At 33.6% G+C, this 20,043-nt stretch carries 18 protein-coding genes; 5 read left to right on the forward strand and 13 right to left on the reverse strand.

Annotated elements, in window-relative coordinates:
• Positions 1-17: 17 nt before the first annotated feature.
• The 4 genes from JOC75_RS18985 to JOC75_RS19000 all read right to left on the reverse strand — a co-directional run bounded on the left by JOC75_RS18985 (position 18) and on the right by JOC75_RS19000 (position 3,789).
• Positions 18-458, reverse strand: a complete 441-nt coding sequence (locus JOC75_RS18985; protein ID WP_204955563.1) for a GNAT family N-acetyltransferase — start codon at positions 456-458, stop codon at positions 18-20.
• Positions 459-475: 17 nt separating this feature from the next.
• Positions 476-1,939 (reverse strand): PAS domain-containing sensor histidine kinase, encoded by a 1,464-nt coding sequence (locus tag JOC75_RS18990; RefSeq protein WP_204955564.1) that lies wholly within the window; start codon positions 1,937-1,939, stop codon positions 476-478.
• 295 nt (positions 1,940-2,234) lie between these two features.
• Positions 2,235-2,390 (reverse strand): hypothetical protein, encoded by a 156-nt coding sequence (locus JOC75_RS18995; protein WP_204955732.1) that lies wholly within the window; start codon positions 2,388-2,390, stop codon positions 2,235-2,237.
• 160 nt (positions 2,391-2,550) lie between these two features.
• On the reverse strand, positions 2,551-3,789 hold the full coding sequence (locus tag JOC75_RS19000; protein ID WP_204955565.1) for a S1C family serine protease: 1,239 nt from the start codon (positions 3,787-3,789) through the stop codon (positions 2,551-2,553).
• Between the two features lie 275 nt (positions 3,790-4,064).
• Here JOC75_RS19000 and JOC75_RS19005 point away from each other — a divergent pair, with 275 nt between their 5' ends.
• Entirely contained in the window at positions 4,065-4,733 is a 669-nt protein-coding gene (locus JOC75_RS19005; protein WP_204955725.1) for a response regulator transcription factor, read from the forward strand.
• The gene (locus tag JOC75_RS19010; RefSeq protein WP_204955566.1) at positions 4,730-6,079 is read left to right on the forward strand and encodes a HAMP domain-containing sensor histidine kinase; all 1,350 of its coding nucleotides are present in this window, start codon (positions 4,730-4,732) and stop codon (positions 6,077-6,079) included. The genes JOC75_RS19005 and JOC75_RS19010 overlap by 4 nt, the downstream gene beginning before the upstream one ends.
• A 331-nt stretch (positions 6,080-6,410) precedes the next feature.
• On the opposite strand, the gene fumC is transcribed toward JOC75_RS19010, so the two are convergent.
• The 5 genes from fumC to JOC75_RS19035 all read right to left on the reverse strand — a co-directional run bounded on the left by fumC (position 6,411) and on the right by JOC75_RS19035 (position 15,741).
• Positions 6,411-7,799, reverse strand: coding sequence for a class II fumarate hydratase (gene fumC / locus JOC75_RS19015; RefSeq protein WP_204955567.1), 1,389 nt, complete (start codon positions 7,797-7,799; stop codon positions 6,411-6,413).
• A gap of 556 nt (positions 7,800-8,355) precedes the next feature.
• Entirely contained in the window at positions 8,356-10,764 is a 2,409-nt protein-coding gene (locus tag JOC75_RS19020; RefSeq protein ID WP_204955568.1) for an EAL domain-containing protein, read from the reverse strand.
• A 145-nt stretch (positions 10,765-10,909) separates the two neighbouring features.
• Positions 10,910-12,238: an FAD-dependent oxidoreductase gene (locus JOC75_RS19025; protein ID WP_204955569.1), complete on the reverse strand. Its 1,329-nt coding sequence runs from the start codon at positions 12,236-12,238 to the stop codon at positions 10,910-10,912.
• A 359-nt stretch (positions 12,239-12,597) separates the two neighbouring features.
• Complete coding sequence (locus tag JOC75_RS19030) at positions 12,598-14,502, reverse strand: endonuclease MutS2 (protein ID WP_204955570.1); 1,905 nt, start codon at positions 14,500-14,502, stop codon at positions 12,598-12,600.
• Positions 14,503-14,958: 456 nt separating this feature from the next.
• On the reverse strand, positions 14,959-15,741 hold the full coding sequence (locus JOC75_RS19035) for a GNAT family N-acetyltransferase (RefSeq protein WP_204955571.1): 783 nt from the start codon (positions 15,739-15,741) through the stop codon (positions 14,959-14,961).
• A gap of 143 nt (positions 15,742-15,884) precedes the next feature.
• Here JOC75_RS19035 and JOC75_RS19040 point away from each other — a divergent pair, with 143 nt between their 5' ends.
• A complete protein-coding gene (locus tag JOC75_RS19040; protein WP_204955572.1) occupies positions 15,885-17,180 on the forward strand; it encodes an MFS transporter in 1,296 nt (431 codons plus the stop codon).
• Between the two features lie 79 nt (positions 17,181-17,259).
• Here JOC75_RS19040 and JOC75_RS19045 read toward each other — a convergent pair whose 3' ends face one another.
• Complete coding sequence (locus JOC75_RS19045; protein ID WP_204955573.1) at positions 17,260-17,598, reverse strand: zinc ribbon domain-containing protein YjdM; 339 nt, start codon at positions 17,596-17,598, stop codon at positions 17,260-17,262.
• Positions 17,599-17,929: 331 nt separating this feature from the next.
• The gene (locus JOC75_RS19050) at positions 17,930-18,337 is read right to left on the reverse strand and encodes a carboxymuconolactone decarboxylase family protein (RefSeq protein ID WP_204955574.1); all 408 of its coding nucleotides are present in this window, start codon (positions 18,335-18,337) and stop codon (positions 17,930-17,932) included.
• A 122-nt stretch (positions 18,338-18,459) separates the two neighbouring features.
• Here JOC75_RS19050 and JOC75_RS19055 point away from each other — a divergent pair, with 122 nt between their 5' ends.
• Positions 18,460-18,900 carry an Lrp/AsnC family transcriptional regulator gene (locus tag JOC75_RS19055; RefSeq protein WP_204955575.1) on the forward strand — a complete coding sequence of 147 codons (441 nt, stop codon included), beginning with the start codon at positions 18,460-18,462 and terminating at the stop codon, positions 18,898-18,900.
• A gap of 127 nt (positions 18,901-19,027) precedes the next feature.
• Here JOC75_RS19055 and copZ read toward each other — a convergent pair whose 3' ends face one another.
• Positions 19,028-19,231 (reverse strand): copper chaperone CopZ, encoded by a 204-nt coding sequence (gene copZ / locus JOC75_RS19060; protein WP_204955576.1) that lies wholly within the window; start codon positions 19,229-19,231, stop codon positions 19,028-19,030.
• 12 nt (positions 19,232-19,243) lie between these two features.
• Complete coding sequence (locus tag JOC75_RS19065; protein WP_193559358.1) at positions 19,244-19,576, reverse strand: metal-sensitive transcriptional regulator; 333 nt, start codon at positions 19,574-19,576, stop codon at positions 19,244-19,246.
• A gap of 119 nt (positions 19,577-19,695) precedes the next feature.
• Between JOC75_RS19065 and JOC75_RS19070 the strand changes: the two genes are divergently transcribed.
• Positions 19,696-20,025 carry a hypothetical protein gene (locus tag JOC75_RS19070; RefSeq protein ID WP_204955577.1) on the forward strand — a complete coding sequence of 110 codons (330 nt, stop codon included), beginning with the start codon at positions 19,696-19,698 and terminating at the stop codon, positions 20,023-20,025.
• Positions 20,026-20,043 lie beyond the last annotated feature (18 nt).

Raw genomic sequence — 20,043 nt, forward strand, 5'->3', positions numbered from 1 at the left:
ATCTGGGTATTTTTAAATTACTTTTCTAAATCTCTCTCCCAATACATCATTTGCTCATCTTCATCTGTTTGATTCATTATGACCTTTTTTAATACCTTGATTGACGCTTCATTATCCTTTAAGCACTCCGCTTTTACCTTCTTAACTAGCCCAGTTTGAAATGCCCAATTGATTAGAGCATCGACTGCTTCTGTTGCGTATCCTTGATTTTGGGCTTCTTTACGTATTCCATAGCCTACTTCTACAACACCATGATGTGGCTTGCCTTTAAAGCCAATATCTCCTATAAACCTATCCTCTGGTTGTAAATAAACCAGCCAAACACCCCAACCTTCTATTGATGGATCAATGGAAACAGTCTGTAGATAATGTGAAATATGTTCACCTGTTATTTCATCGTTTCTTACTAGTTCTTCACTACAAGGAATTAATTTTAATCGTTTTGTTAGCATTTCCATAAGTAAACCTCTTTCTATCAGGAAACTCCTATTGCCTTTGAGATTGGCAGAATGACTGTAATGGTTGTACCTGCAGAAGAGCTATCAACCTTCACCTCGCCCTTATGGTGTTTAATAATCTCATTGCTGACCATAAGTCCTAATCCCGTTCCATTTTCTTTTGTTGTAAAAAAAGGCGTGCCGATTTTATCTCTTATTTCTTTTGGTATTCCTGGTCCCTCATCTTTAACTTGTACAATAATATAATTCTTTTCCTCTTTAGCCGTTATGGTAATAGTGCCTCCGTCTTTCATTGCTTCAATGGCATTTTTAATATAATTAATAAAAACTTGTTTGAGTTTATTTTCATCACAAAAAACATGTGCTTGTTTACCGTTAAATTGTGTTTCAATACTAATATTATGTAAAATGGCTTGTGATTTCGTTAATGCAACGATATGCTGCAATATCTGAATGATTTCTTCATGTTGATAATTAGCTAATTGAGGTTTAGCAAGTGCCAGTAGCTCACTCAAAATTAACTCAATTCGATTAATTTCTGCTGTAATCACTGGAAAGAATTCTTTTCTATAATCATTTCCTCCCTCCATTAATTGCAAAAATCCTTTGATGGCTGTAATCGGATTTCGAATTTCGTGTGCTATTCCTGCTGCTAATTGTCCAGCAACAGATAATTTCTCTGAATTAATCATCAATTCATGATTCAATTTCTTTTCTGTTATATCTCTTAAAATAAAGTAAATCGCTTTCGCACCTCTAAAAATAGTAGGAATGATCTTCATTTCAACATCAATTTTTGACCCATCAAACTGAATTAATGTTTCTTCGTACAGTGATGAAGGCATTCCCTTTTCTGCATTCCCAATAAATTCCACCATGATTTTCTCTTTGCTATTAGGGAAAAGCTCATATATATTTTTACCAATGACGTTTTCCTTACTTACTGCTCCAAGTAACAAGCTAGCTTCTTTGTTCGCATAAACTAGTTCATCGTCCTGTGTAATGATAATACCATCTGGCGAATGCTCTACAAGGCTTCGATGCAATCTTTCACTTTCCTCAAGAAACATTTTTTGTTGATTAAATTGTGTAATATCTTTTGCAATACCATAAACACCAATTATCTCGTTATCTACTATAATCGGAGAATTTGTAATTTCTAAATCAAGATCATGATGATTTTTTGTTTTTATTGTACATTCGTATTTCTGAAAATCTCCTTGTTTAATCCTGTTAAATAGGGAAGTGATGTTTTCTTTATTATCGCAAATAAGATCTTCATATGTGATTTGATACAGCTCTTCTTTTGTATGTTCAGTTAGCTCTTCACAAACCTTGTTTACCTTAACAAATCTTCCTTCTAAATTTAATGCAAAATACCCTTCAGGATGTTCCTCAAATAATGGTTGATTGAAGAATTCACTTTGATCAAGAAAAGCTTCAAGTTTTTCTTTCTGTATACTTTTCGTTCTGGCGTTCATGATGTTCCCCTTCCATGGATTGATCATTCATCACATAGATATTTATCTCTTTATCTTAAGTTAATAAACCAATCTTGTAAATTTACATTTACTTATTAGTATGGTTATTTCCGTAAAAATAGGCGCTAACTATTTAATAATGATGCTAAATTCTGAGTTTTATTTTCAAAAGCTAGTTAATAAGCTGAGTTATTAAAGTAATAGATAAGTAAAATCATGTTATCCCTACTCGCAACATCATATAAAAAAGGCTTGAAAGCTCAAATAAGCCTTCAAACCTTTTTTCACTTAAAAATTATGATGGATCTACCTCATCATACGACAATGTCACAACTTTTGTTGAGTCATCATTTTCAATTTCTTCATCTGTTGCTTTTTGGTTTAATTCAAAATCATCATCCATACCAGGTGCAACTTTATCCTCTGGAACTTGGTCATTTTGCTTTTTCAATGGTATCACTCCTTATCGTGTTAATATTTCCCTTGTATTTTCGAAACTATACAGTAAAGATAGAAAAAGCCGTCATATGAAATCACACCTTTTAAAAAAGATATAATACTTCAATAAGACGACTTTGAATATCTATATAAAGAATAACGAGTTTCTACCTTTAAGCATTTGTAGCATCACGATTTGAAAGCATGATTTTAACAGTCATTTTCTCTCCTGCTCTGTATAACGTAACATCTACTTTTTCACCAATTTCTGTTTCAGTATAGAGAATTCTTCTTAAATCATTACCACTTGTAATATCTTGTCCTGCCATAGACACAATCACATCTTGTTGTTGAAGCCCTGCTTCTGCCGCAGGTGAACCTGGTGAAACATTACCAACAACAACTCCATCCTTCACATCATTTGGCAGCTTCATATTTTCTTGTAAATAAGCAGCAGGTATTTCACTCATTTCCACAAGGCCTACTCCAATAAATGGCCTTTGGACTTTACCGCTGCTCATTAGTTCTTCAGCGATCGGTAGAACTTCGTTACTCGGAATTGCAAAGCCTAGTCCTTCTATGCCATTTTGACTTATTTTTAAACTATTAATTCCAATAACCTGACCATCCATATTAATTAGTGGACCACCACTATTACCAGGATTAATTGCAGCATCAGTTTGTAAAACATTTAGTGCCCAATCTCCCTCTGATGTTGTCACATCAATAGTTCGATCAATTCCACTAATAATTCCTTGTGTGACTGTTCGTGAAAACTCCTCACCTAATGGATTACCAATCGCAATAACATCTTCTCCAGTTCTTAGTGCCTCAGAGTCTCCAAGCTCTGCAACAGTTGTCACATGCTTACCATCAATTTTCAATACTGCGATATCCGTCAATGCATCAGTTCCGACTAGTTGAGCTGAAACCTTTTCACCATCATATAACGTCACTTCAATTGATGAAGCTCCTTCTATTACATGATTGTTTGTTAACACATAACCTACATCACCTTCTTTTTTGAAGATAAAGCCTGAACCTGTACCACTTTCTACACTTGGACCTTGTTCATTACCGAAAATATTATTACCTTCCTGCATCTGTGTAATCCCAACAATTGCTGGTCCAAGATTATCAACAATATCAGCTATTGAGCCTGAATTAGTGGATAATTCCTCAGTTGTAACTGGTGATGTAGTATTTGTATTTTTCTCTTGAAGAGAAGATTCGACAACAGATTTACTGTTGGCTGATATAGCTTGTTCCTCATTTTGATCATTGTATGTTGTAACACCCAATACTAGTGCTCCACCTACTACTCCACTTAATAGTGTTGTAAAAAATGGTTTTATACTTTTGCGTGATTTTGTTTTTTCTCTTGTAAGATCTGTTTCGTCATAATAACCCATTATCTATTCCTCCATTATTTGTTTTGATCTATAAAATACCTTTTAAGCTCCTTGCGAACTTACAAATCCACCAATAACGATTAAAATTAGTAATAAAGATAAACCAGTAAATATAACAGCTCTCATATAATGATTCTCCTTTTTAAATCCTCTTTTTGCTTAAGCTAAGAATACAAAAAGAGTTTGGGAGAATGATGAAAGAATTATGGGAAATTGTGAAAAAAACACACGATTAAATAGTACAATGTATAATAGCTTTGAGAGGAAGTGAAATGATGAGTTATACCGTGTATTTAGTCGAAGATGAGACAAACTTAAACGAGCTTCTTACGATGTACTTAAAAAACGAAGGCTGGTCAGTTTCCTCCTTTTTAACAGGTGAAGAAGCACGAAAGCTGATCAGTCAGCCGCCACATTTATGGATTTTAGATATTATGTTACCTGACATAGATGGATATCAATTAATAAGAGAAATTAAAGCAGTAACTCCTGAGATTCCAGTGATTTTCATTTCAGCAAGAGATGCTGATATTGATCGGGTGCTGGGTTTGGAGCTTGGAAGTGATGATTATATTTCAAAGCCTTTTTTACCAAGAGAGCTTGTGATTAGAGTACAGAAATTACTTTCAAGAACGTATTCAGAAAAAGAGAAACACTCACTTACAAGTTTGCCTCCCTATCAAATTGATGAACAAGTTAGACTTGTTTATTTAAATGACAAAGAACTTACACTAACATCCAAGGAGTTTGATTTACTTCAGCTTTTTCTACACAATCAAGGTCAAGCATTTTCTCGCGAACAAATTTTAACGAGTTTGTGGGGAGATGATTATTTTGGCACAGATCGTGTTGTTGATGATCTTGTTAGACGCTTGAGAAAAAAGATGCCTGACTTAAAGGTGGAAACGATTTATGGATTTGGATATAGGATGTTAAAGGGATGAAAAACAAACCATTAGCTTTTCAAATCTGGCTTGTATTTTCAGGTATTTTATTGGTTATTTCATTGTTATTAATCATTTTATTTCCAACAACCTTGCGTAGTTTTTTCACACAGGAAATCTATAAAACGATTGAAAATGAGCAGCTAGTATTAACAGAATACGGAAACCCTGGTAATACAGCAGCAGAGTTCACAGATAAAAAACAGAAGGATCGTTCTGTTGATCATCTTATTTTATCTATCCAAAGTCGCTATATTTTATATTCTGAAAAGCTGCCACTACCAATAGAATTTATCAAGCAAACTCAAGCAATAGCAGCTAATCAAACAGCTTCTGTAGAACGCTATGAAAAGAACTTAAATGATCAAACGCTTTTTTATGTTATTCGCAAAATTAGCGTCAATGGAGAACCAGGCTATTTACTCTCATATTCCTGGGATTCCTACCGCAATGATCTTGTTTTCACTTTATTTCGTCAGCTTATGATTATTATGCTGATTGTTTTCCTCTTAAGCTGGATTCCTTCCATTTGGCTTGCAAGATATTTAACAAAGCCATTGGTAAAGCTTGAAAAACATGTAACAAGCTTTTCTGACTTAAATTGGCATGAACCAGTTGAAGTAGATCGAAATGATGAAATAGGTAAACTCGGTCACTCGATTGAAAAAATGAGGCAGCATCTTGTCCGAAAAGACGAAACACAGCAAACACTTTTACAAAATATATCTCATGACTTAAAAACACCTGTGATGGTAATCAGAGGCTATGCAAAGTCAGTAAATGATGGGATCTTTCCTAAAGGTGATTTAACGAGTACAATGGATGTTATTGAAGAGGAATCAGAAAAACTTGAGAAAAAAATTAAAGATTTATTATATCTAACAAAGCTCGATTTTTTATCAACTCGTAAGCCTGTTAAAACAATATTTAACCTTGATCAACTTTTAAAAGATGAGGTTGAAAGAATAAAATGGGCAAAGCCTGATTTAAATTGGCAGTTATATTTACAAGAAACGACAACTTTAGGTGATCCTGATCAGTGGGAAAAGCTAATTGAAAATTTGTTAGAAAATTCATTACGTTATGCAGATACTACAATTAAACTATCACTTACAGATGTTGATGAAACAGTTATCTTTAAATTATGGAATGATGGACCAGAAATTGATCGCAATCTAATAGATCAGCTTTTTGAGCCCTTTCAAAAGGGTCATAAAGGAGAGTTTGGAATTGGCTTAAGTATTGTCAAACGAATCGCAGATTTACATGACGCAGAGGTATGGGCAGTAAACGAAGATGATGGTGCTGCTTTTTATATGAAAATTCCAAAAGTGGCAGGTACATAATTAAAGAAGTCATACAAAAAGGCGAATAAATCTAAACAATTAAGTTGAAAGAAACAAGTTCGTTCCATTGCGCTACAGACATTTGCTTTCCGCGGGGAGGAAGCTAAGCCTCCTCGGCGCAAGCGCCTGTGGGGTCTCAGCCTTTCCTCTGCACCCGCAGGAGTCAAATGTCTTGCGCTCCATTCCACTAGTTCTTAATAATATTATGAAAATCAAAAAATCTATTAAGGCAAATAAAAACCCGAAATATTAGGCGAATAATTAATTGAAATATCTCCTAATTTTTCGGGTTTATCATTAGCTTAAATACTTATGTTCCAGCCTCTTTTACTTACCCCTTCGGATATGTCATTTCCTCTGGGTTAACATATTCATCAAACTGATTCTCAGTTAAAAGATCTAATCGAACTGCCGCTTCTTTCAGTGTTAATCCTTCTTTATGTGCTAATTTTGCAATCTTTGCTGCATTTTCATAGCCTATATAAGGATTTAATGCTGTTACTAGCATTAAAGAATCGTTTAAATAACGTTCGATAACTGGTAGGTTCGCTTCAATTCCGATTACACAATGGTCATGAAAGGAAATCATCGCATCTGAAAGTAGCTGAACAGATTGCAAAAAGTTATAAATGATAACAGGCTTGAATACATTTAACTCAAAATTCCCCTGACTAGCTGCAAAACCAATTGCAGCATCATTTCCCATCACTTGAACAGCAACCATTGTAAGTGCTTCACTTTGGGTAGGGTTTACTTTACCAGGCATAATCGAGCTTCCTGGTTCATTTTCTGGTATTGTTATTTCACCGATACCACATCTTGGTCCACTCGCAAGCCATCGCACATCATTAGCAATCTTCATTAAATTGGCAGCCAATGCTTTTAACGCACCATGTGCATAAACTGTTTCATCATGACTTGTTAGAGAATGAAATTTATTAGATGAAGACACAAAGTTATGCTTTGTGTACTGACTAATTTCTTTTGCAACACGATCTCCAAACTCAGGATGTGCATTGATTCCTGTTCCTACAGCTGTGCCACCAATAGCTAGGTTTTCCATATATGCTTGGGACTGATTAATCATTTCTTTTGTTTGATGTAGCATATGAGCCCATCCACTAATTTCCTGCCCTAATGTAATAGGTGTTGCGTCCTGAAGATGTGTACGCCCAATCTTCACAATATCTGAAAATTGTTTTACTTTCTCATCCAAGGTTTCTGAAAGCTTATCAATAGCTGGCATTAATTTATGTTGAACAGCAATCACTGCAGCAATGTGCATGGCAGTTGGAAACGTATCATTTGAGCTTTGACTCATATTCACATCATCATTAGGATGAATATTCAGATCAATTTCTTTCTCACGCAGAATTTCATTTCCTCTTCTAGCAACAACTTCATTTACATTCATATTACTTTGAGTTCCACTTCCAGTTTGCCAAACAACAAGTGGAAAATGATCAAGAAGTTTTCCCTCTATTATTTCCTCACAAGCAGCTACAATCGCTTGTGCTTTATCTTTATGTAATTTTCCTAAGGATTCATTGACAATTGCAGCACTTCTCTTTAAAATTGCAAAGCCTGTAATAACTTCTGTTGGCATTTTCTCGTTACCGATTTCAAAATTCTGCTTACTTCGTTGTGTTTGTGCTCCCCAATACTTATCAGCTGGTACTTGAATTTCACCCATCGTATCTCTTTCTATACGAATATCCATACACACACCTCCAATAAATTGAACCCACATATCTATTGTATGGGTTTTTATGGATTTATTAAAGTAAGATTGCTTATTAGTGAGGCTCTTTTTGAAAACAGTGTTGCTAATTGACCGTATTATGTGGGGAAAGTATTGTTTGCATAGAATTTTCGGTGTTGGTATATAATTAAGAAGTCATACAATAAGATGGAAAAAACTAAATCTAGTTAAAGAAACAAGTTCGTTCCATTGCGCTGCAGACACTCGCTTTCCACGGGGAGGAAGCTGAGCCTCCTCAGCGCAAGCGCCTGCGGGGTCTCACCCTTTCCTCTATTCCCGTAGGAGTCGAGTGCCTTCCGCTCCATTCCACTAGTTCTTAAAAAAAGTTATCAAAATCAAAAAATAAAAACCAGAACTATTAGTCAAAAAATTAATTAACATATCACCTAATAATTCGGGTTTATTATTTGCTTAAATACTTATGTTCCAGCCTCTTAATCTTGATCTTCTTCATGTTTAGTTCTTTCATTAATGATTCTCTTTAATAACGTACTACATAATTCCTTAATTAAAATCACACTATAGATCTGCTACTTCCCTGTTGTAATAAAGTTCTCATTTCTTCAAGTGGAAGGGGACGGCTATATAGATAGCCTTGAATATCGTAGCAATGATGTTTAAATAAGAATTCTGCTTGCTCTATTGTTTCTACTCCTTCAGCAATAACATCGATTTCAAGAATTTTTGCCATTGAAATCAGGGTTACGACTAATGCATCACTTTGTTTGTCAACAGTCAAATCATTAACGAATGATTTATCAATTTTCAAGCAATCGATCGGCAATACTTTTAAATAGCTAATTGAGCTATAACCTGTTCCGAAATCATCTAAGCTTATTCTGATTCCATGGGACTTTAGTTCATTCAATATATTCAGTGTATAAGCAGTATTATACATGGCAATTGTTTCAGTAATTTCTATTTCTAGCTGCACCGGGCTAAGTCCTGCAGCTTTTAACGTTTCAAGAACAAAATCAACAATATGATCATGATAAAATAATAGCTGTGAAAAATTTACAGATAGCCCTTTGAGCTCATAGCCTTCTTCAATTAAACTCTTAAATTGCATACAAGCCTTTTTTAGTATATATTGATCAAGCTGAACAATTAAACCACTTTTTTCTGCTATTGGAATAAAGGTTGCTGGAGATATAACTCCCCTTTCTTCTAATGTCCACCTAGCTAATGATTCTACTCCCACAAAGCTTTCACTTTTTGCATTGTATTTTGGTTGAAAGAAAATTTGGATGGTTTCATTTTCTATAGCTTTTTTCAATTCTTGCTCTAAAAATGCAAATTCAATAAGCTCCTGATTGAGTTCTTCACTATAAAACTCATATCCATTTGTACCATTTGCTTTTGATCGATACAAAGCTATATCGGCACTTTTGAAAACAACATCTGTTTTGTCACCATCTTTAGGATAAGTAGCAATTCCGATACTTGTCGTTAAATTCCATTCAATATTTGAGACATGAATGGGTTTATCAAATAAAGATAAAATTTGCTTCGCCAAGCTCTCGACTTGCTCACAGTTTGTTACTTCTGGGAGTAATATCGCAAATTCATCTCCCCCCATTCTCGCTATTCTACAGTTTTTAGGTAGATTTGTGACAAATCGATTGGCAACTTCACAAATGATTAAATCACCAATATGATGACCATATATGTCGTTCACTATTTTAAATTGATCAAAATCCAGTGAATAAATCGTAAAGCATGTTTTAGCATCCACAATAGAACTTACCTCTTCGATTAAAAAGCGCCTATTAGGCAAATGAGTTAAATCATCATGATAAGCTAAAAAATGAACTAGTTCTTTATTTGTTTTTTCTAGAGTAATATCCTTAAACATCCCGTAAACACCAATAACATCACTTTTTACTATAATTGGGATAATTGTTAAATCTACAATGATTTCTTGCTTATTTCTCGTATATAGCGAGGTTTCTATTCGTTTAAATTGTTCACTATAAATCCCCTCTAAAACATTGTTATATAAAGTATGATGATTTCCACCTGTAATGATATCAAACTTCTGATCAATCAGCTCTGCAGACGAATATTCTAGTAGATTAATTGCTGTTTGATTGGCACTTTTGATGTATCCACTTTTATCAACTAATATAACTCCACTCGGATTTAATTTAAACAATGACTCATATTGTTGTGTACTAATTGATAGCTTTTCCTTTTCTTCACTAAGCTTCATTTCTCCAAATGTACTAGGAATAATGCCTAGTATAAACAAATAAAGTAACTCAAGTGCAAACGGAATAAGGATTGTCTCTCTTATTAATGATGGATTGCTAGAAAAAGTTTCAAAATTGACAAGTGAAATAAAAATCATATATGGGATTCCCGCAACACCTAGACCGGTAAAAATCCCCCCAATAATCGAAAGAAACATGGCACGAGTATGTAAAAGCTCTGCATTAATTTGATAAAACAGCCTTAATGCAGCTGAAACGATTCCTAAAGTTAAAAAGAAGGTAATAATAATTAAAGTAGGATGCAAAGCTATAAAATCTTTAAAAATGATAATATATAATACCCCTTCACCTAACAGCAGTAAAAAGGTAAATGCTAAGACGAGGAGAAAAAATCTCCTAATAGTAAGTGGCTCAAAGCCTCTTGCTTCCTTAAGAACAAAATAAATTGCAATGATTGAAATAAATAGTGAAATACTGAGACGAACAATTTCATCATAGATAGATATATTTAGCGACAAAAGCATACATAATAGTGCTGTCCATGCTAACAAGCCTATGAATACAGCATCCAAAAATCTAGCTTGTTTTTTACCAAATTTGATTTTCCTACATATGATAAAAATATAGATAATTGCTAGAATCATACCCATATTATTCAAAAAGTAATATTTACTATCTATCAAGCTTAATAATTCTGTTACCTGATTCATCGCAATCACCTAATTTCTTTATATATATTTCTACAATTTTATATATAATATAACATATTATGAGAGCGCTTACCTTATTATCCAAAACAAAAACCGCTTAAAATTAGCGGTTTTTGTTTTATAAATAGTAAAATAGTTATTTTATTTACATAACCTGTAAACCAGCTTGATTTAAGAAGTTCCACGGTTTGTTATAATGTGGTTGGAAAAAGAAATCAACAAAGCCTAATTCATCTGTTGTCATTTTATTTTGAATTACTACAGACAATGTATTTATAGATTGAGTTACATCCACCTTAGACATAACCTGTGCCCCTACAATACGCTTTGTTGTTTCTTCATATACAACCTTTAATCTTATATCCTCATATGATGGCATAAATTCAGGACGATCATGCTCTAAGATTGTGATACTTTTCACATTCATACCCATACGAAGTGCCATTGCTTCTGTCAAACCAGTTGTAGCGATATTTTGTTCATAAATCTTAATACCTGATGTTCCTTGAGTACCCATATAACGGATTGTCGGTTTTAGCAGGTTTTTCGCAACCAATGTTCCCATTCTTACTGCATTTGTTGCAAGTGGAATATATGCATGCTCACCTGTTGGGTTGTAATGAATAGCACAGCTATCTCCAGCTGCAAGTACATCTTTATGACTTGTTACCATATACTCATCAACTTTAATTGCACCATTTTCAAGCATATCAATCTGGCCTTTAAATAAACCAGTATTAGGTCTAAAACCGATACATAATATAACAAGATCAGCTTGATATGTTCCATTAGATGTTTCAACTGCTGTTACTTTATTTCCTTCTCCAACAAATTTTGTCACAGATTTTCCTAAAGCTAGTTGAACTCCACGATTTCGAAAATCCTCTTCTACTATATTTGTAAAATCCTCATCCAAATATTTGCTTAGAATTCTTTCTTCACCATCAATTAGCGTAACATTTTTGCCACTCATTTCAAATGCTTCTACTAATTCAATCCCTATATACCCTGCTCCTACGACAACAATATTTTGTGCAGTTTTTGCTTTTTCAATAATTGTGTTCGCGTGATGAAAGTTTTTACACAATAAAACATTTTCCATAGTAATGCCCTCTATATTTGGTATTACTGGCCAAGATCCTGTTGTAATAACTAGTTTATCAAATGTATCCTCTACTAGTTTTTCTGTTTCAAGGTTTTTAGCAGTAATTGTTTTTGCTTCTATATTTACATCAACTACTTCATGCTTCATAAACATATTCACACCTAAATTTGTTAATTCCTCAGGAGTACAATAAAATAAACCATTTGGATCTTTCACAACGCCACCTACATGTAATGCAATTCCACAAGATAAAAATGAAATATTATCATTTTTTTCATAAACATTTATATGTGCATCTGGGTATTGCTTCACCATATTAGAGATCGCAGCAGTCCCAGCATGTGTACATCCAATAACAGCAATTTTCATTATTTTTTCCTCCTAGAATTGTTTCGTGATTTTGTTTGTTTGTGAAATATTTCACATAAGTTTGTGAAGTTATTCACATTTACTTGATGTCTTTATTATATTCCACCTTTTATATAATTTCAATACTTATTTGTGAAGTTTTTCACAAATTGTGTTTTTGATAAGGTGTAATCCCTTTTTGATTGGGACTACACCTTACACATAGCATGCTTATTTGCTCTTTAGCGTGATTTATTTGCTCTTTTTCTGTTATATTTGCTTATTTTCTATATTTATTTGCTCTTTGGTCTATTTATTTGCTCAAAATCATTATATATTAGATTTTCGACAAAAAACGACACATCAATTACCACACCACACTATTCTTCCTCACCATATTCAATCGTTAGTCCATCAACATGCTTTTTGTTCATCATTTTCTTCTTCTTACGTACATCCTTTGCATCAAACACCTGATCTAAATCATATTCCTCAGGATATAGCTCTTCACGATCAATAAATGGTTTTACCCTTTTATGATTTAGCTTTATTTTCTCCCCTTTAACAATGAGCTGTAACTCTCCTATTGAATTCGCACCAGCTTCCACAATTCCTTTTGATCGTAGATGTGGTATCCATATCGCATCACCAACTTTGAATGAAGATACTGATGTAGATTCCTTCTGCTTTTCTTTTTTCTGTTGAGTCTTTTCTTTTACCATAATTTCAGGTGTAATATCAATACCTTGTTTAGATCGTGGATTACCATATGAAATTCTCTTCGCACGGCTTATAATTTGTTCTGGCATTCCTAACTTCTCAGCAATTGAGAAGGCTTGACTTTCTCCCCCTTTTCCAATAAGAAGCTTATAAAGTGGCTGTAATGTTTCAAGATCAAAATCCATTGAGCCATTTTGGAAACCAGGTGCCCTTTCTGCAAATTCTTTAATCTCACTATAATGAGTCGTGGCAATCATTAATGCTTCAGAATTATATAAAGCCTCTAAAATTGCAATTGCCAAACCCATCCCCTCATTAGGATCTGTTCCTGAGCCTATTTCATCAAGAATTACAAGTGTATTTCTCCGTGATTGCTTCAAAATCGAAACCACATTTTGAATATGTGAAGAAAATGTACTTAATGAATGCTCAATACTTTGGTGATCACCTATATCTACAAAAATATCATGTACGATAGTAAAAACACTGTCCTTACTTGCAGGAATGTGTAAGCCTGATTGAACCATCATCGCTAATAACCCTACCGTTTTGATTGTAACTGTTTTTCCACCTGTATTAGGACCTGTTATCACAAGCGCACGATAATCAATTCCTAACGTCATTGTTAATGGTACTGCACTGTGACCTAACAAAGGATGTTTAGCATTTTTGATATCAAAGCCTTCATTTTTGTTCACAATCACTTCATTTGCTTTCATGAATTTACTCAGCTTGGCTTTTGCAAAGATAAAATCATAGGAAACCATTCCTTCAACATTAATTTGTAGCTCTTTTGTATATGTTGCTGTTAAATCTGTTAAGTGACCGAGAATTCTTTGCATTTCAAGCTCTTCCTCAACCTTTAAATAAGCTAGTTCATCCTGAAGTTTATTAAGATCATTTGGCTCCATGTATACGGTTTGACCACTTGATGATGTATCAACAATTGTTCCTGGAAATTTTCGTTTAAATTCACTTTTTACCGAAACAGCGTATCTTCCATTTCTCACTGTAATCACTGCATCCTGTAAATAACTTGATGAAGATTTCATTATTTGTGTTAGCTTAGTTTTCACCTTCTCTTCAATTGTTCTTATCTTGTTTCTCGTTTTAGTTAAAAATCTGCTTGCATAATCATCTATTGAATTGTTTCGAATACAACGTGTAATTTCTTCTTTTAAATCTTCTAGCTCATATAAAGAATAAGCGTAAGAACTAATAGTTGGAGCATTGTATTCCTGCTTCAGCATAAATCGTTTTATTTTTTTTACACTATCTAAAAATGCACTTAAAAACTCAAATTGCTCTGGAGATGGGAGGTATCCTTTATCAACTAAAGTAATCATTTGCAAAACACCTTGTAAGGAATGAACAGGTATACTTGCGGACTTTTCAATAATTGCACATGCTTCTGTTGTTTCATTTAACTTCCTTTTTATTTTCATCTCATCTGTTAACGGTGTTACATTCAGTGCTCTTTGTTTACCTTCATCACTCATCGTATAATCACTAAGCTGCTTTAATACTTTATTGAACTCTACACTTTCAATTGCTTTATTATTCAATGTTTTAATCCTCCATTTTGAAAAAGCTTATTTTGTATAACACTAAAAAACAAATTTACTTCAACGCAAAAAGGTGATGAACATAGGCTGTTCATCACCTTTAAGATCTCTTATTTAGACATACTGCTCCAATTTCATAAATAGAAAAACGTACTTTTTGCATGTATGCGTTTTTGACATAAAAAAAACGCACTTAAACAAAGTACGGATTTTCATACGAGCACTATGTAAGAGATCACAATTGTGTTGTACATAACCGTTTTGTTCTCAACCTTCTACATAAGACAAACTCAAATAAACCTTTACTAACAAAAGATTTTTAAAGTTGAATGATGTAGTTGAAGTATTTACTTCGTTTAGTTAAGAACAGAAACCCTCACAAAACACATCTCCTAATATTTGTTACTTTTAAGATAACAGAAATTAATTTCAATTGTCAATATAGTTATAAAAAACTTATAGCCCATTTCTTATCTCTTCAACACTTTTTCCACCTAGGAACGCATGTCCTGTTTTGAAATTTAAGATCGTTTCAAAGCCAGATTTTTCATATACCTTTTCCACTCTTTCATTTATCGGTAAAACCCAAAATCGCTCGATCTGCTTTTGCTCAACTTCTTTTTGGATATAGTGGATAAGCTGTCCAACTAGTCCTTTACCACGATAGCTTTCGATTGTTGCAACACTTTCTAACCGAGCATCTTTGTCATGGTAAAAAACACATGCTGTTGAACATGCTACTCCATCATATCTTAATAAATAATGGGTATAAGATTTGTTGTTAAATTCTTCTTCAAAGGCTTTTTCTCTGATCGAACCACCAAATTCTTGGATTTGACACTCAATATGAATAGCCTCTCGCTTATTATCTAGTGTTACTTCTTCAATCGTGATATTACTGATCTTCTCAATATCTACTTTTCTATTCCAAAGCTGCACTGGGTTAGAAAACTCTTCAAAGCCAAAGCCTCTTTGTTTCAATAATGTAATGAAATCTTGATTATTTTCATATTGTGAAAGATAAAATCTTGGAATAATGTTTCTTGCTTGATAAAAGGAAACAACCTCATCAATTATTTCATTGTAACTTCCTGTATATGAAGAGATATGAGCATGATTGGCATCATAATAATCCGGTTGGTTTTCATTTAAAAACAAATACCCCCAGCTTGTTTTTATTTTTGTTGAAAATGATGAGATGTAAGCAATATCCAATGCTTCTATATAGTGTTCATTCATGTACGGATTGCCTCCTTTAAATTGCTTTTTCTCAATCATATCAGGTATTGAAGCATACTAGCTACTAAAATATATGAATCTCTTATTTTTCAAATCTGTAAAAATGGTATAATTTTAAACGTGCATCTAAGGGAGGAGAAATTATGTCTTATTTTCAACAAGTGATACAGCACAATATGGCTCCAATAAAAACAAAATTTTATTATGGTTGGATCATTGTTGCTTTATCAGCTATGGGGGTATTTTTTTCAGGACCTGGTCAAACCTATACGATATCACTGTTTATAGATGAATATATAAAAGAATTTGGCTGGAGCAGGTCAACTGTTTCGTCTATTTATTCAGCAGCAACATTACTAGCAGGTATCTTGTTATTTCTTGTTGGTCGATTAATTGATAAATATGGTCAACGAAAAATGGTTGTTATTATTGGAAGTATGCTTGCGCTTGCTTGTTTTTGGAATAGCTTTGTTTCAAATATGGTTATGTTGTTTATTGGATTTTTCCTTATTCGATTATTTGGGCAAGGCTCCATGACATTACTACCAAACACATTAGTTCCACAATGGTTTATAAAATATCGCGGTCGTGCCTTTAGCTTTATGGCTATAGGAGGATTTGTTAGCTCTGCAGCTTTCCCTATAATAAACGCATGGCTAATTACAACATATGATTGGCAAACAACTTGGACGGTATGGGGAATTTTACTTCTCGTTATTTTTGTTCCAGTTGCGTATGTATTTACACGGAATAAACCAGAAGATATCGGATTACTTCCAGATGATGCGACTGTTTTGAAAAGAACTGGTCAGGAAATTCAGGAAGATGAAACCATTTTAGAAGAAAACTGGACACTGAAAGAAGCGAGAAAAACAGTTGCATTTTGGCTACTTCTTTTTATCGTAGCTATTCCTGCTTTAGTTAACACAGGATTAACCTTTCATTTAGTATCTATTCTTGGTGAGGGTGGGATGAAGCCTGGTGTTGCAGCACTTATATTGAGTTTAATGGCAATCATCGGATTTCCAATCACCTTTATTTCAGGCTTTATTTTAGAACGAGTTAAAGTAAATATATTATTAGCTATTGTGTTTATTGGTGAGATTTTCATGATCATTATTATCTTTTTTACAGATAGCATCTTTATGGCGATTTTATTTGGAGTTGTTTGGGGAATTACAGGGGGACTAGAGCGCATAACACTAGCGATTGTTTGGCCTTCTTATTTTGGAAGAAAGCATATTGGTAGTATAAAGGGTGTTGCCATGACCATGATGGTTATTGGTTCTGCTTTTGGACCATTACCTTTCGGAGTAGCCTTTGACATGTTTAAAGGATATGAGGAAATTCTTTTAGCAACGTTAATTTTACCTGTTGCGGCTGCCATTGCGGCTATTTCAGCAAAACAGCCTGTGAAAAGTGAGACATTGAAAAGTTAAATCTAAGTAGCGCAATTTAAAAAGACGTTCATTAATGGGAAATGAACGTCTTTTTCTTATATCAGAAATTTCTTTGTTACTATGCTTTCTTAACAAATTCAGATTTGAGCTTCATCTCACCAAATCCATCAATTTTGCAGTCAATATCATGATCTCCATCTACTAAACGAATATTTTTTACCTTCGTCCCAATTTTCACAACCAATGAAGTCCCCTTCACTTTAAGATCTTTCACGACTGTTATAGAATCACCATCGATTAAAATATTTCCATTTGCATCTTTGATGATCTTGTCCTCATTTTGTTGGTTTTCTCCCTCTAACGTCCATTCGTGGCTACATTCGGGACAAATCAGAAGACTTCCATCTTCATATGTATATTGTGAATGACAATTTGGGCAATTCGGTAACTCTACCATATGTAGTTCCTCCAAGTTTTTTTCTCTCATTTATTATACATTAAGTGAAAAAACAGGAAGGATTCTTTAATTTATCATAAGAAACACCAGGTTATGAGCTAACTTTGCTCTTAATTCGGTTTGGTATGTACACATATTTGCGCACTTGATACATAACCTACTACATTTGATAAGCGTTAGAAAAATTTATCGGCGATTTTGAGAATTTATCGGCGATTTTCTGATTTTATCAGCGATTATGAGAATTTATCAGCGATTCTGCCGATTTACCGGCGATTAGACTTTTATCGACAAAATTCAACAGTATTTCGAGCACCTTCAAATAATTACACTATCCTTCAAGACCCATTATAGCCCCAAAATATTGTTGTGCTGTTGTAAACGTGATAAATGCCGTTAACTCGCTTATTTCTTTGTCAGAAAAACACTCTCTTAAAATCTCAAATGTAGAATCTGAAATATCACCTTTTTGTTTTAAGAACACTTCTGCAAAACCAACCGCAACCAACGCTTTTTCATCAAAAGATTTTGGATCAGGCTTTCCCTTTGCTTTACAATATTCACAGCCATTTTGTTGTGCTAAAGTTCTTCTAACTTGTTCTTTTAATCCTGATGAAAGGTAACCATCTTGTTCTAATATGTCTCCTAAGTTGGACCATGCTCCCATTACCATTTGATTATGACCTAATAGCTTTTGAAAAGGTGTTTTTCCTATGGCTGAGTTTTTAATTCTTGTCATCATTATCATCTCCAATATACAATAATGATAAAATACTAATCTTTTGTTTCACATTAATTTTTAAATGTATTTTCAAATATTTCAATCTTAAATTAACGAAAAAAAGGATGAATTCATAAAATATGAAAATAGATGAAATAGATAGAAAAATAATCGATCAATTACGCGAAAATAGTCGCTTGTCCATGAGTGAGCTTGGAAGAAGAATTAATCTGTCCTCTCCATCTGTAACGGAAAGAGTAAGGCAAATGGAGTCTTTTGGTATCATCAAGAAATACACCCTAGAGGTTGATTACGAAAAATTGGGTTACCCTGTTCAATGTATCATTGAGGCAACAATAAAAAACGGTGATTATCAATCATTTAAAAAGGTAATAAAGGATCTTCATCATGTTGAGTTTTGCTATCGTATAGCTGGACAGGCCTGTTATATGTTAAAAATGCAGTTTGAAAGCTTTTCACAAGCTGAAGAGTTTATTAATTTCATTAATCCTTATGCATCAACAGTCACACACTTCATCTTTTCACAAGTTGAAACATCATTAACATTTGATTTATCTTAAAATTTAAAGAGCATAATCATTTAAAAGAATGAGAACATCGTCATATAAAAAACAGAATGCATTTGGGATAACCCCATGCATTCTTTCTGCTAATTGTTCTTATTACAATGTTCCTCATCAAACGGACTCAAGCTACATCAAAGCCCTGTTCCTCAATTTCATCCTTGATTTGTTCGATCGTTACTGTAGCTTCATGTTGAATTGCTACTGTTCCACTTTCTAAATTCACGTTTACAGAAGCTACACCTTTTAGTTTACTAACACTTCCCTCAATTGATCTCACACAATGCTGACAAGACATTCCTTCAACTTTTAATGTTACATTTTCCATATTATTTCACCCTCACTTTTTCATTAATCTTTGTATGGTAACTAATAGCTCATCAACGATTTCTTCATCGCCCTCTTGAATTCGTTCTACTACACAAGAGCGTAGATGACCTTCGAGTAGTAATTTACCAACACTGTTTAACGCTGCCTGTGTTGCTGAAATTTGTGTAATTACGTCATCACAATACGTATCTTTTTCTATCAAAGACTTAATGCCTCGGATTTGCCCTTCGATTCGATTTAATCTTGTTACAAGATTTTTTTTCACTTTTTCCGAATGATGACTACTTCTATGTTCACTATCTTCATGATTATGGCAACTTTGGTTATTTTCCTCCGAATTCACTAATATACCTCCTAGGAACACTTTCTTTTATTTTAATATACCCCCTAGGACTATTCAAAGGAATATATATTTCATTTTTCATATTATCTATAGGAAAAGAAGGTTAAGAGGAGGAAACAATGAAACGTACAATTTTCGCATTATCCATCACATTACTTGCAGGCTGTGGACAAATTACAGACTCTACAATTAGTACATTAGCAAAATCAACTGAACAACAGAAAATTTTAGTTGAGGCTACTTATATAGGTCTGATTGATAACCACTCTATCGAAGTGATCATCGAAAATAAACCTTTAGCTCTGCAAATTAGTGAGAAACAAAAAAAGCAGCTAGAATTATTTGAAACAAATAAACCGCTTATGATTGAATATATTCATAATGAAGATACCTCACAAAATATATTGATTTCCTTCAAAGAAAGAGAGGCTGGGACGGGACATAAGTAGTTAAACTAATGATAAAAC

It is taken from the genome of Metabacillus crassostreae, from assembly GCF_016908395.1.
In the GTDB taxonomy this organism is placed as follows: domain Bacteria; phylum Bacillota; class Bacilli; order Bacillales; family Bacillaceae; genus Metabacillus; species Metabacillus crassostreae.

Coding starts and splice junctions, on each gene's coding strand:
- JOC75_RS18985 (WP_204955563.1), bottom strand. CDS start 458: ATGGAAATGCTAACAAAACGATTAAAATTAATTCCTTGTAGTGAAGAA.
- JOC75_RS18990 (WP_204955564.1), bottom strand. CDS start 1,939: ATGAACGCCAGAACGAAAAGTATACAGAAAGAAAAACTTGAAGCTTTT.
- JOC75_RS19000 (WP_204955565.1), bottom strand. CDS start 3,789: ATGGGTTATTATGACGAAACAGATCTTACAAGAGAAAAAACAAAATCA.
- JOC75_RS19005 (WP_204955725.1), top strand. CDS start 4,065: ATGAGTTATACCGTGTATTTAGTCGAAGATGAGACAAACTTAAACGAG.
- JOC75_RS19010 (WP_204955566.1), top strand. CDS start 4,730: ATGAAAAACAAACCATTAGCTTTTCAAATCTGGCTTGTATTTTCAGGT.
- fumC (WP_204955567.1), bottom strand. CDS start 7,799: ATGGATATTCGTATAGAAAGAGATACGATGGGTGAAATTCAAGTACCA.
- JOC75_RS19020 (WP_204955568.1), bottom strand. CDS start 10,764: ATGAATCAGGTAACAGAATTATTAAGCTTGATAGATAGTAAATATTAC.
- JOC75_RS19025 (WP_204955569.1), bottom strand. CDS start 12,238: ATGAAAATTGCTGTTATTGGATGTACACATGCTGGGACTGCTGCGATC.
- JOC75_RS19035 (WP_204955571.1), bottom strand. CDS start 15,741: ATGAATGAACACTATATAGAAGCATTGGATATTGCTTACATCTCATCA.
- JOC75_RS19040 (WP_204955572.1), top strand. CDS start 15,885: ATGTCTTATTTTCAACAAGTGATACAGCACAATATGGCTCCAATAAAA.
- JOC75_RS19045 (WP_204955573.1), bottom strand. CDS start 17,598: ATGGTAGAGTTACCGAATTGCCCAAATTGTCATTCACAATATACATAT.
- JOC75_RS19050 (WP_204955574.1), bottom strand. CDS start 18,337: ATGACAAGAATTAAAAACTCAGCCATAGGAAAAACACCTTTTCAAAAG.
- JOC75_RS19055 (WP_204955575.1), top strand. CDS start 18,460: ATGAAAATAGATGAAATAGATAGAAAAATAATCGATCAATTACGCGAA.
- copZ (WP_204955576.1), bottom strand. CDS start 19,231: ATGGAAAATGTAACATTAAAAGTTGAAGGAATGTCTTGTCAGCATTGT.
- JOC75_RS19070 (WP_204955577.1), top strand. CDS start 19,696: ATGAAACGTACAATTTTCGCATTATCCATCACATTACTTGCAGGCTGT.